9 protein-coding genes and 2 pseudogenes are annotated in these 12570 nt (G+C 40.5%); 7 read left to right on the top strand and 4 right to left on the bottom strand.

Annotated elements, in window-relative coordinates:
- Nucleotides 1–26: 26 nt before the first annotated feature.
- The 4 genes from ACZ1G6_RS02965 to ACZ1G6_RS02950 all read left to right on the top strand — a co-directional run bounded on the left by ACZ1G6_RS02965 (nt 27) and on the right by ACZ1G6_RS02950 (nt 2617).
- Entirely contained in the window at nt 27–845 is an 819-nt protein-coding gene (locus ACZ1G6_RS02965) for a DUF3034 family protein (RefSeq protein ID WP_472618915.1), read from the top strand.
- Nucleotides 846–858: 13 nt separating this feature from the next.
- Nucleotides 859–1284: a group I truncated hemoglobin gene (locus ACZ1G6_RS02960; RefSeq protein WP_472617993.1), complete on the top strand. Its 426-nt coding sequence runs from the start codon at nt 859–861 to the stop codon at nt 1282–1284.
- 96 nt (nt 1285–1380) lie between these two features.
- On the top strand, nt 1381–1614 hold the full coding sequence (locus tag ACZ1G6_RS02955) for a TIGR02647 family protein (RefSeq protein ID WP_472618914.1): 234 nt from the start codon (nt 1381–1383) through the stop codon (nt 1612–1614).
- A gap of 58 nt (nt 1615–1672) precedes the next feature.
- Nucleotides 1673–2617 carry a DUF808 domain-containing protein gene (locus ACZ1G6_RS02950; protein ID WP_472617992.1) on the top strand — a complete coding sequence of 315 codons (945 nt, stop codon included), beginning with the start codon at nt 1673–1675 and terminating at the stop codon, nt 2615–2617.
- A gap of 19 nt (nt 2618–2636) precedes the next feature.
- Here ACZ1G6_RS02950 and ACZ1G6_RS02945 read toward each other — a convergent pair whose 3' ends face one another.
- Together ACZ1G6_RS02945 and ACZ1G6_RS02940 are read right to left on the bottom strand one after the other, a co-directional pair.
- Nucleotides 2637–3794 carry an iron-containing alcohol dehydrogenase gene (locus ACZ1G6_RS02945; protein WP_472617991.1) on the bottom strand — a complete coding sequence of 386 codons (1158 nt, stop codon included), beginning with the start codon at nt 3792–3794 and terminating at the stop codon, nt 2637–2639.
- A 103-nt stretch (nt 3795–3897) separates the two neighbouring features.
- A pseudogene (locus ACZ1G6_RS02940) lies at nt 3898–7042 on the bottom strand (TonB-dependent receptor).
- A 192-nt stretch (nt 7043–7234) separates the two neighbouring features.
- Between ACZ1G6_RS02940 and udk the strand changes: the two are divergent.
- The 3 genes and pseudogenes from udk (at nt 7235) to ACZ1G6_RS02925 (ending at nt 10012) form a co-directional block, all read left to right on the top strand.
- Nucleotides 7235–7903, top strand: a complete 669-nt coding sequence (gene udk, locus ACZ1G6_RS02935) for a uridine kinase (protein WP_472617990.1) — start codon at nt 7235–7237, stop codon at nt 7901–7903.
- Nucleotides 7896–9119, top strand: a complete 1224-nt coding sequence (locus tag ACZ1G6_RS02930) for a NupC/NupG family nucleoside CNT transporter (protein ID WP_472617989.1) — start codon at nt 7896–7898, stop codon at nt 9117–9119. Before udk ends, ACZ1G6_RS02930 begins: the two co-directional genes overlap by 8 nt.
- Before the next feature lie 52 nt (nt 9120–9171).
- Nucleotides 9172–10012, top strand: a pseudogene (locus tag ACZ1G6_RS02925) (2OG-Fe(II) oxygenase family protein).
- Here ACZ1G6_RS02925 and ACZ1G6_RS02920 read toward each other — a convergent pair.
- Both ACZ1G6_RS02920 and ACZ1G6_RS02915 read right to left on the bottom strand, forming a co-directional pair.
- Nucleotides 10009–10680: a 3'-5' exonuclease gene (locus ACZ1G6_RS02920; RefSeq protein ID WP_472617988.1), complete on the bottom strand. Its 672-nt coding sequence runs from the start codon at nt 10678–10680 to the stop codon at nt 10009–10011. The pseudogene ACZ1G6_RS02925 and the gene ACZ1G6_RS02920 overlap by 4 nt on opposite strands.
- Nucleotides 10680–12524 carry a DUF294 nucleotidyltransferase-like domain-containing protein gene (locus ACZ1G6_RS02915; RefSeq protein WP_472617987.1) on the bottom strand — a complete coding sequence of 615 codons (1845 nt, stop codon included), beginning with the start codon at nt 12522–12524 and terminating at the stop codon, nt 10680–10682. The genes ACZ1G6_RS02920 and ACZ1G6_RS02915 overlap by 1 nt, the downstream gene beginning before the upstream one ends.
- Between the last annotated feature and the right edge of the window lie 46 nt (nt 12525–12570).

The following is a 12570-nucleotide window of genomic DNA, read 5'->3' as shown; positions in this document are numbered from 1 at the left end:
CATTGAAAGTGTTATATTTTTCCCTTATGACATGTTTACTATTTAGCCATAAAACGTATGCCTATGAAAGCCAGGGCAAACTGATTGGCACTTCTGGTTTGATTCAAATAGAGGGGACTGGTGGTGGTGGAATAGTTCCTTGGGCAACCTTATCTGGCTATGATACAAAAGATGAAATATCAGTTAATGCTCATTTAGCTAGGGTATTCTTAGACGATTACACGCTCAATGCATATGGCATAAGTGCTTCATTTTATGATCGCATAGAAGTAAGTGCCACCAAGCACCAATTTAACTTAGATACCCTTGGCGGTATGATTGACCAAGATATCATTGGCGCAAAAGTGCGTATCTTTGGTGATGCGGTATATTCTACATGGCCACAAATCAGTGTTGGCGCTTTATATAAACACTTAAATGATGACGCTATTGCCACTGCCTTGGGTGCTTCTGATAATTCAGGTATAGACGTTTATATCGCCGCAAGTAAGATTCACCTTGGTAATGTGATGGGCTTCAATAGTGTGTGGAACGTAACACTTCGTTCTACAAACGCCAATGAACTTGGGCTTTTGGGTTTTGGTGCACAAAATGATTCGAGCCGAGATTTAATGCTTGAGGCAAGTGCCGGAGTACTTTTTTCAAGGCATGTAGCCTTTGGCATAGAGTACAGACAAAAACCAGATAATTTAGGGCTTGGTGAGAGTGACTGGCTTGATGTCTTTGTCAGCTATTTTCCTAATAAGCATATTAATATTACGCTAGCTTACGCGGATTTGGGCACGATAGCCGGTGCCCCCTCACAAGCTGGCTTGTTTTTATCACTTAGTGGACAACTATATTAATCTGGAAGCTATCATGAGTGCACATTTGTTACGTTTATGTTTTGTCATCTTTGTTGCACTAAGCAGTGCATGCACTAGCACATCATATTCACTATATGACGAAATAGGGGGTTCTCAAAAAATAACAGAAATCTCAAATCACTTTATTGAAGAGATTGGCAATAGTCCCGAGATACGCGCTTATTTCGAAAACACAAATATAGACCGTTTTCATAAAATGTTTGTTCAACATTTGTGCGAGATAACCGACGGTCCATGCACATATACTGGCGATTCAATGGAGCGTGTCCACGACGGAATGGATATCAATCAACGTCACTTCAATAAGGTCGTTGATTTGCTTATCAATGCAATGGATAAATCTAATATAGATTTTACCACCCAAAACAAACTATTGGCTCGACTAGTCCCTATGCGAACACAAATTATCGAGCGCTAAACTATTCTTTGTAATTGTAGTAAATCCGTTATAGTCTAAAAGTCTAGTCAAATTTTGACCTTCTCTTTTGGCCACAACAACGAGCATTATATGACAATGACATTTGATCAAACCTTAACTGACGAGCTCAACCTAATCCTTAAATTTCCCGATAAAAGCCTCATGCAAGGTATCAAAATACACAACGACGCAGACCCTGCCATAATATCAGCTGCTCAGCGCCTTTTTGATAAAGGAATTATTAGCCAGCCAGATGGCGGCTATTTAACTAACTTAGGTCATGATTTAGGTGAACATGCAAAAGTATTACAGCAAGCACTCGCTAACTAAGCCGCATAGCTTACGCTGACATTACTAAATTAGGTAGAAATTACAAAAGGATATTGATGTGCCAGCAGCTAACTTGTTAACACTTCTTGATGACATCGCAACAGTGTTAGATGATGTCGCGATATTATCAAAAGTTGCCGCAAAAAAAACAGCTGGCGTGTTAGGAGATGATTTAGCACTTAATGCTCAACAAATTTCAGGTGTTCATGCAGACCGAGAATTGTCAGTTGTATGGCGAGTTGCAAAAGGCTCGTTTTTAAATAAATTCATTTTAGTACCAAGTGCGCTATTAATTAGTGCCTTTGTGCCTTGGATGATTCCCTATTTATTAATTTGTGGCGGCTTGTTTTTGTGTTTTGAAGGCAGCGAGAAAATACATCATAATCTATTCGAGAAACAAGCTTATCTGCAGCACCAACAAGCACATATCGATGCCGTTAATGATATAAAACAAGACCTAGTTTCGCTTGAAAATGACAAAATAAAAGGCGCTATTCGTACCGACTTTGTCCTATCGGCCGAAATCATCGTGATCATTTTAGGAACAGTACAAGCTTCAACACTCATGACGCAAATTAGTGTTCTTAGCTTTCTGGCCATTGTTTTCACCATAGGCGTTTATGGTTTTGTGGCCTTAATTGTTAAGGTTGATGACGCTGGTTTGTATTTATTGCGAAAATCCTTAAGTGGCAATTTCAATCACTTTCAAAATATTCTAGGCAGAGGGCTTTTAGCCTTTGCACCAATATTGATGAAAGGACTGACAATAGTGGGTACCTTAGCCATGTTTTTGGTCGGTGGTGGTATTCTCGTTCATTCAATAGCCTATTTACATCATATATCTGCATCAATAATTGAATTCACCAATACAATCTCAATTCTACCGGGACTCGTTAGCGGTATTAGCGCAATAATATTTGATGGCTTTGTAGGCTTACTAGCAGGTATAGCAAGCTTAGGCGTCTACTTTTTATATTTACGTATAAAGAATAAAAATGAATAAAGAGCATTCACATTATCGTTTAATTAAATGCATCCTTGTAAAGGTGAATTAGCTCGCTTTTACTGGGCACACGAGGGTTATTTAAAGGTGAACCCGATGCTAATGCTTGAGCTGCCATAGTCTCCAGCAAACTTTCGTAACGACCTTGGTCAATGCCGTAGTCTTTAGGACTAGGAACATCAAGCTTTTTGTTCAAGGTATCTAGAAAATTTAACAACTTTTCGTTTGCATCTGCAATTGATGCGTCTTTGTCCACTATACCCAGACTAACAGCGCATTGTGCATAGCGTTTTGGTGCTCCAGAGATTGAATATCGAGTAACAGTGGGTAAGAGCATCGCATTTGATAAGCCATGGGGCACATGGAAAAAGGCACCTATAGGTCGACTCATTCCATGAACCAAGGCAACAGATGCATTGGAAAAAGCACACCCAGCTAAGGTGGCGCCCAACATCATTGCTTCTCTAGCCACTTTGTTAGTGCCGTCTTCATAAACGGTTTGTAAGTTAGGACCAATGAGGGATAAGGCAGCAAGCGCTTGGCTATCGCTGTACGCATTTGCCTTTTGGCTCACATAAGCCTCAATAGCATGTGTCATGGCATCAATACCTGTATCGGCAGTTGTGCGAGGTGGTAGCGACAATGTTAAGGTATAGTCGATAATAGCCGCATCTGGCATAAATCCTTGGCCAACACAGAGCATCTTTTCATCTGTATCTTGATTTGTCATCACTGTAAATTTAGTTACCTCCGATCCTGTACCTGCCGTTGTTGGTATGGCAACTATCGGTAAGCCTTTTTTATGAGTAACAACAGGAAACTTATAGTCATGCATAGACCCACCATATACCGCTAGTATCGAAATAGCCTTTGCACTATCAATCGGGCTGCCACCACCAATGGCAATAATGCCATCAACGTCTTGTGCTTTGGCCAGCGCAATACCGGCTTCAATAGATGACACTGTGGGTTCGGGCATCGAGTCTGCAAATAAGGAATATTTAAAACAGTGTTTATCTAAAAGCGCGGTGAGCCTGTCAACATATCCTAAGGATACCATCATTCGATCAGTCACAATCAAAGGTTTTGTGCACGATACGGTGTGCAAAACACTCATTATTTCGTCGATGCTGTTTGGACCAATTTGCATGGTGCTGGGAAGAAGAATTTGAGCCATAAAACACTTAAATCAAAACATGGTATGCCCAAGTGTAATACAGCAGACACAAAAAAGCCTAGCGAAGTGCTAGGCTTTTTAATCGATATAGCTTAACTAAAGATTAGAATCTGTAGTTAATACCAACGCGTACTTCCCATAGAGATGGTCCACGAATCAAACCTTGGCCTTAGTGTGCTAAAGTTCGAATACACGTATTCGTCATTTACTAGGTTCACTTCTACCACTTGCTCACGAGTGCTGTACTGATTAAAGTCGCCCCACTCATCATTTAGCATATTTGTGAAGTTTTCAATCACGAAGAATGCGCTTGCTTTGTGACCTTCTTTAAATGCTGGTAATTGTTGGCTGACACGAATGTCTGCTTTAATCCACCAATCAGAGTTGACGCTGTTACGGTCTACAATCTCGCCTCTAGCTAGGCCTTGAGAATCAGCCCAGTCAAAGAATGCTGCTTCAGTTGCCGCATCAGAGAAAGTAACACCATCGGTGCCGTCACCTTCTGGCACATATAAAAGTTGTCTACCTGATGCAGTGTCATAGCTTTCAAAAGCTTCTGAATCGCTATCAAATACAAATGAACCAGGCTTACCGTCAGACGCTTGTGCGAACAAGCTGAAACGCGTCTCATAACCATCTAGGAATTCTGTTGCATAGTTTAAGCTAAGTGTTAAACGATGCGGAATTTCATAGTCAGAGGTTGCTGCAACTGGGTTATTTGGATTGCTTGTGGCAAAACCAACGTAGTTTGAAAACGCAACTGAGCTAGTCATTGGGTTAGCATCTTCAGCTTCAATGTAAGAGTAACCAAGTGTTGCACTTACGCCGTTATCCCACTCTTTAGCAGCGCTTAGTGAGAAGATAGTTGATTGACCATCACCTTCTTCTACGTTACCTAATACAAAGTCGCTACCTACACGGCGACCATCGTCTACAAGGCCATATGCAACTCTGCCGTCAGGCAAAATGCTTGCACCCACAAACGATAGGTTTGCATCGCGGTATAGAGCAGAATCTTGTCTGTTTACAAAGATAAGATCCGCTGTAAATACATAGTCATTTGGCGCTAAGTAAGTCGCACCTAATGTGTACTTCCACTCTGATGGAATTTCAAAGTCTGGGTCAGTTGCTACAACGTTACCGTCACCATTTGTTGTACTAGTATTCGCTACTAGGTCAAACAATTCTTGCGGGACGTCATAGATTAAGCGACCTTGACCGCTGATATCAAGACCATTTAAGTCAACTGGCTCACGGAATACATAGCTAGCTAAATCATCTTCACGAGTACCGATGTTGGTCACACCATCGTTTGAGTAAGCATTTGAAATCCAAACATTTGGGTTACCGCCTGAGAACAAGCCGATACCACCACGTAGTTCGAAATCGTCTGATAATGCCCAGTTAAATGCAAAGCGAGGTTGCAATAAGCTTATACCATCAACGTTACCTTGGTTATTAAAGCCATAACGGTCAGTGAAGTTTTGGTTCAAACGAGGTACATCACCAGATGAATATTTTTCGTAACGAAGACCCAATTTAACTTGTAAATCGTCAGTCAAATAGAACTCGTCTTGTACGTAAAACGTTGTAATATCAAAGTTAAACGTTGCACCGGCGTCAGCTGGATTGTTAGTACCCGCTGAGTTGTTGTAATAAATACGGTCAACTAAGCCTTGCTCAAACTCTTCGATGCTACCAAAGCGATACTCACCAATGGTGTGTTGCATAAACAAGTTAAATACGTCTTGCTCTTCATACTCAACACCAGCAGTAATCGTGTGATCACCGTAGTAGTAAGTCCCTGCAAATTTAAGGTCTAAACGCTCCCAGTTAAGGTCGTTTGATTGACGAGAGTCATCAGGGCCAATAAATATTGTACCGCCACCTGCAGTTCTGATTTGTGCTTCACCGAAACCTGATGCTGCGTCAAGTGAGATTTGACGATTATCTAGATTTGTTTTACCAATGCGGAACTCAGTAGATAAATCATCAGTCCAGTTTGAGTATAACGTTAGTACTGTTGAATCTAACTCTGCGCCACGCTCATAGAAGTGGTTTGAAAGAGATACACGACCAAAGCCACCATCAGATTGGCTTAAAGAGAAACCATCGTTGTAGATGTAAACCAATGCAGCGCGGTGGTCATTAGTAATGTTCCAGTCTAATTTAACAAGAATCTTTTCATCTTCAACAGGACCACTTGCCGGTCTACCACCAACATCATAGTTATAAACGCTTTGAGCAATGCGCGTTACATCAGCAATATCAGCTTCTGTTACACGGCCACTACCTAGGTTGTAATCGAATAATTGAACGCCTTCTAGCTTTTCATAAGCTGCAAAGATGAACAACGTATCTTCAATAAGAGGAGCACCAATGTGAACACCATAACGTTCTTCAGTGTAATCACCGTTGTCTTGCTTCTCACCATTAACGGTATCACCACGGAAAGAATCGCTAGTGTAATCGAAGAAAGCACCACCTTTAATTTCGTTAGTACCTGACTTGATAACTGCGTTGATGTTACAAGCAGTAAAACCGCCGTATTCAACATCATTTGGAGAAAGCTCTACCGCCACTTCTTGAATAGCATCAAAAGAAAATGGAATACGCTCAGTTGGGTAACCATTACGGTTAAGACCAAATGTATCGTTTAGACGAACACCATCAAGCGTTAAGCTGTTAAAACGAGGGCTTGCACCACCACAACGAATTGAATCGTTTGAGCTTTCATCAACGAATACACGTGGGTCAGCACGTACAATATCGTTAATATCACGGTTAATAGCAGGTGCGTTTTGTAAGTCTTCTAGGCTAAAGATAGATTGAGGACCGGTCGCGCCAAAAGCTGAAGTGCTTACTGCTGAAGCGTTTACACTAATGACTTCAATATCTGAGCTAGCTTCTAATTGAAGATTTACGTCAAATTCTTCGCCTAAGTTGATAAATACGCCGTCAACAGTAGTATCTTGGAATTCATTTGAATCAACAATGATTTGGTAAGGTCCACCAACACGTAAACCGCGCATTGTGAATGTACCCGCATCGCTAACAACCGTTTGTCTGCTCGTACCAGATGGTACGTGAATGACTGTTACGATCGTTCCAGCTGCTGGTGCACCAGAAGGACTTAATATACGACCTTCCATTGCTGATGATGTTTCTTGCGCCATAGCGGCGGTCGAAAGACCAACTGACAAAGCAACTGCAAGAGCGACCTTGTTAATCTTGTTTTTTGTAAACATTATAGTTTCCCTATGTGTTTTTAAGAATTATGCTGTTTTCCCGCGACGTATTTTCCTTTGCTTTAATGACACTTTTATTACAGTTTTGTCTTATTTCATATTCTTATCATTTTTTTATTTTGTAATGTAAACAAATTGCCCCTAAACTAGCGCTTGGTTTACACAGTTAATATTAGCGGTAGTTGGTCAATTATGCCAAATAAGCAAAATGCGCAAAGCAAAATCAAACCCATTATTGTCGCAATATCTGGCGCCTCAGGCTCAGGTAAGTCATTGTTTACACAAAATTTAAAGCTAAAGCTAGAAGAGCAAGGGCAAGATGTTTTGGTTTTGCAAGAGGACCATTATTACAAGTCGCAAGACCACATTCTAGAATCAGAGCGCGCCAAAACTAATTACGACCATCCTGATGCATTTGAACACGATCTGCTCAATGAACACCTTCAAAGTCTCTATGATGGTAAAACAATTAATTATCCTAGCTACTGTTATAAAACACATACCCGCTTAAAAAATGCACAAAAAGTCAAAGTGGCGCCGATTATTATCATCGAAGGGATAATGTTGTTGACACAAATTCAGTTGTTTGATCATTTTAGTTTTAAAGTATTTGTTGATACCCCGCTTGATGTTTGCCTAATGCGAAGAATGCTTCGAGATACTCAAGAAAGGCAAAGGACGTTATCGTCTGTCGCCAAACAATATGAAGAAACGGTCAAACCGATGTATCACAAGTTTATCCGTCCAAGTAAAAACTTTGCTGATTTAATTGTTCCTCACGGTGGTGAAAACTATCTGGCAGTGGATGTGCTTGGCGCGTATCTTTTTAAACAACAAAACGGGCATGATTTAGATGATTAGTATTTTAGGTGTAGTCTTTTTATTTGCAGTTGCTTATGCAGCTAGCAGCGCTCGTAACAATATTAACTGGCGAACCGTAGGCGGCGCATTTGCCATACAAGCCTTGATAGGTGGCTTTGTTTTGTACACAAGTGTCGGAGTAGAGTTTCTTAATACTCTTACTAGCTTTGTGCAGAATATTATTAATTATAGCGGTGTAGGGATTGAATTTTTATTAGGCCCATTAGGCAACCCCGCAAACGAAAAATCATTGGGCTTTATATTCGCTTTTAACGTCTTACCTGTCATTATCTTTTTCTCTTCCTTAATTGCTGTGTTATACCATCTTCGAATCATGGAATTTGTTATTGCGATCATTGGTGGCGGACTGCGTAAGTTATTGGGCACAAGTCAACCTGAATCAATGTCAGCTGCTGCAAATATCTTTGTGGGGCAAACTGAAGCTCCTCTTATTGTAAAACCTTTTATTCCAAAAATGACTCGCTCAGAGCTATTTGCGGTGATGGTTGGTGGATTAGCGTCAGTAGCCGGCTCCATAATGGTTGGTTATTCAAGCTTGGGCGTAGAACTTAAATACCTCTTAGCGGCAAGTTTTATGGCTGCACCGGCTGGCTTATTAATGGCTAAAATCATCGAACCAGAAACCGAAACGCCCAATCAAACCTTAACCGATATTGCATCAGATAAAGAAGAATACGCAAATGTTTTTGATGCAGCCGCCAGTGGTGCGTCTTCTGGTATGAAGCTTGCGGTTAACGTAGGGGCTATGCTACTAGCTTTTATTGCACTAATCGCCATGTTAAATGGAATTATAGGATTTTTTGGTGGCTTAGCCGGCAATGAAAACCTAACGATTCAAGTGATTTTAGGCTATATGTTTATGCCAATAGCGTGGTTAATTGGCATACCATGGCAAGAGGCGCAACTAGCTGGCAGCTTTATTGGCCAAAAATTAGTCATTAATGAGTTTGTCGCTTATTTAGACTTTATTAATTACACCGAGCAGTTGTCTGAGTCTTCACAAGCAATCATCACCTTTGCCTTGTGTGGATTTGCCAACCTATCATCCATTGCCATACTAATGGGTGGCATAGGCGCGATGGCCCCGGGTAGACGAAAAGACATTGCAAGACTAGGTTTAAAAGCTGTCTTTGCGGCAACCCTTGCCAACCTTATGAGTGCTGCGCTAGCCGGCATATTCTTGTCACTAGCATGACCTGCAATAGCGCAGGATTGACAAGATAAATAATGTAAGAAAGAGAACCAATATGACTTTACAAGCCATAGATTATCAATCACCCACCGCGGCAAAAGATTTTGTTGAATCATTGAGACAAACGGGCTTTGGTGTACTAAAAAACCACCCTATTTCTCAACAAAGGGTCACCAATATTTATCAAAATTGGCAAGCGTTTTTTAACACTCAAGAAAAAACAAAATATACTTACAATAAAGATACCCAAGATGGCTTTTTTCCTCAATCTGTCTCAGAAATAGCAAAAGGGTTTACCAAAAAAGATATCAAAGAATATTATCATTATTATCCTTGGGGGAAATGCCCTGAATCTTTGAAAGAAGAGATCTCAAGCTACTACAATGACACGCTTGTATTAGCCAAAGAGCTACTCAATTGGATTGAACAAGAATCGCCCACAAAGGTGTCAACGCACTACAAACAATCACTATCAACTATGATAAAAGACAGTGAGCAGACTCTGCTAAGAATTTTGCACTACCCACCTTTGGCCGGTGACGAGGAGCCTGATGCGATTCGTGCGGCAGCCCATGAAGACATCAACCTTATCACTATATTGCCTGCGGCAAACGAACCTTAGTCTGCAAGTTAAAGCAAAAGATGGCACTTGGTTAGATGTGCCAAGTGATTTTGGTAATTTGATTGTGAATATTGGGGATATGTTGCAAGAAGCATCTGGTCACTACTTTCCTTCTACAACGCACCGAGTCATAAATCCTGAAGGGACTGACACAACAAAAGCGCGTATTTCTTTGCCTTTGTTTTTGCACCCAAGGCCTGATGTCGTGCTATCTGAAAAATACACTGCAGATGAATATTTACAAGAACGACTACACGAGTTAGGGGTTATTTAAGCCCCAAGTGTAAATGTTTTAATCGCGCGGGTGTGAGATAACTGTTTCAATGAGCTCATACCCGTTTTGTCAATTTTATATAATTGAGCAAATAATAAGGTCAAGGTAGCCAGAGCATCGTCAAGTGCATTGTGTTCAGGTGCTTCATGCAAACCATAGAACTGTCTTGAATTACCTAAAGTCACTGAACCACTTGGCACAAACCCGTTAGCTTTTTCCATTACGTATACTTGTAAAAGCATGGTATCAATTGTGTTTACTTGGGCTTTCTCATACCCTAACAACTGCCACATCTTTTGCAATACTCGCATGTCTAAAGTCGCATTGTGAAATATCCACACATGGCTTTGCGTGTACTTGCGAAGCTGTTCTAATTGTTCTGCTATATGACTGCCAGCTGCAATTTCTTTTGCACATAAGCCATGAATCACCGGACTTTGCTTTAAGTCACCACTGGCGCGCACAACATCATAATTTGCCGTAGATAAGTCAACATCAAACATCTTACCTTCTACCCAGCCAACCGAAGTGATTTTCGCAAGTTTGGTATCTAAATCTGTTAACTCTAAATCTATTGATAGCAAGGGTAAATCTTTGTGAGGCATATTAGCGAATCTCGCTGCAATAGGCTCTTGACCGGTAATAACCTTGCTTATAAATTCTAACATTAGCCAATACCGCCTGAGAATCTCAGCACAACTGCTTGTTGCGCCCGATGAATAGCTTGAAACGAGGCTTTAAGCTGATGCTTTTCAATGGAAGACAAGTCACTAATGCGTACTAAGTTATCATCTACATCATTGTTAAGTTGATGACGCCATCTAATACGGTTCATGAACAACCAAATATCCTTAAGGTTATTCCTATCTTTAGGTGATAAACCACAATCTGATGATAAGTTATTCAATCGTGCAACAGTACCGGGCAAGCCGACACCGCTGCTAAGAGCATATAGTCTGACTATATTGTTAATAATCGCGACCGATGATTTTTTAATATCAATACAATCTTTATGTCCTTTACTTGCTTTACTTTTCACATACACAAATTTTTGAAACATCGACAAAGGTACACTTACTTCATTTGCAGTTCTTGCTAATGCTGCTAAAAACATCGCTTGTGTAAATAGCGATTTGCGATGTTCCTGTAAGCGTTTAAATAATGATAAATCGCCCGCAACCGCGCGAGCATCTAAAAATATATTAAAATCAAGTATGGCTGAGGGCGTTGGACTCTTTACCCATTTTTCGGACTCTCTTATTGCCGCTTCAAGCGACAAACGAAGTTTAGGATTACTAGCCATAATATTGCCATCACACAACTTTATCCCACATTTACCAAGACCCATACATACAAACGAGCTTAGACCTTCAAAATATCTTGCTTGAGCATCTGTTTGCGGCTCTTGAGCCAAGAGTAAACCATTGTCTTGATCAGAACCCATTGTTTGATCTTCTCTTGCCTGAGAACCATAAACCAACCAACAATAAGTAAATGGCGCTTTTCCGTGTGCTTGTTCATAAAAACTAATCAGCTTTCTGGTCATAATATCTGTGGCTTGCGCAAGCACTTTACCAGCAATGTCATAATCACCCGCGCGTTTTGCAGTACTGGCAATGTACTGGGGTACTTGCCATGCATTTGATGCTAATTCATCAACCGTTTCTGATTTTGATAAATCACTTATCACAAACAGTACATTAGCCCGCTGCTGTCTGGATATATCCGTGTTTGTAATCATGCCAAAAGGCTCGCCTGTTCTTGCATCTAAGACGGGCAAGTGATGAACACCGATTTCATTCATAATACAAATTGCATCAAAAATTGTTTTATTTTTTGTTAAATAAGACGGGTTTTCGGTCATGATTTGTTTAACGGGGAGTTGAGGGCTTAAGCCTTTTGAAACTACCCTATTGCGTAAATCACGGTCTGTCACAATCCCTAACAGCTGTGAGTCTTGCATAACTAGCACAGATGAAACGCCATTATCACTCATTAATGCCGCCGCACTTTGTATACTTTCTCCTGGACCAATAATATATGGGTTGCCTTGCACAACCTCAAATAAGGGTTTGTACAGCCACATGGATTTAGAATCTTCAACCGCTTGATTTTGCAGTGCATTGCATTTACTGGCATCAAAAAACTGCAAAAATGCCTCTGTTTTGCAACATTGTTTAAACATTGCTTGACTAATACACAGCACAATACCAGAGTTATCAACGGTGACTTGTAGATTATAATCTGCTTGGTCGAGTAGTTTTGTATACCCAAAATAATCGCCATCACTTAGGTGTTTAATAGGCTCATCACAATCCTTTACAGCAAATTGGCCGTTTTGAATCAGGTACAAGCAATCGGCATAATCATCTAACAACTTAGCTTGATTCTCGTGCGCCAAATAAATGAGGTGACTGTTTTTAGCAATTTCATTTAATAGTGCTTCATCAAGTATGTCAAAAGGGCTTTCATTACTAATGAAATCCAAAATTTGTTGCACAGTCGAACTCATTTATCCACCTTAAATATGGTATTAAGCAGTTGATTTAATTTAACAA

Source organism: Glaciecola sp. HA4-3 (genome assembly GCF_055693685.1).
The sequence above is the reverse complement of the archived record's forward strand: the minus strand, read 5'-3'. Positions and strand labels throughout refer to the sequence as shown.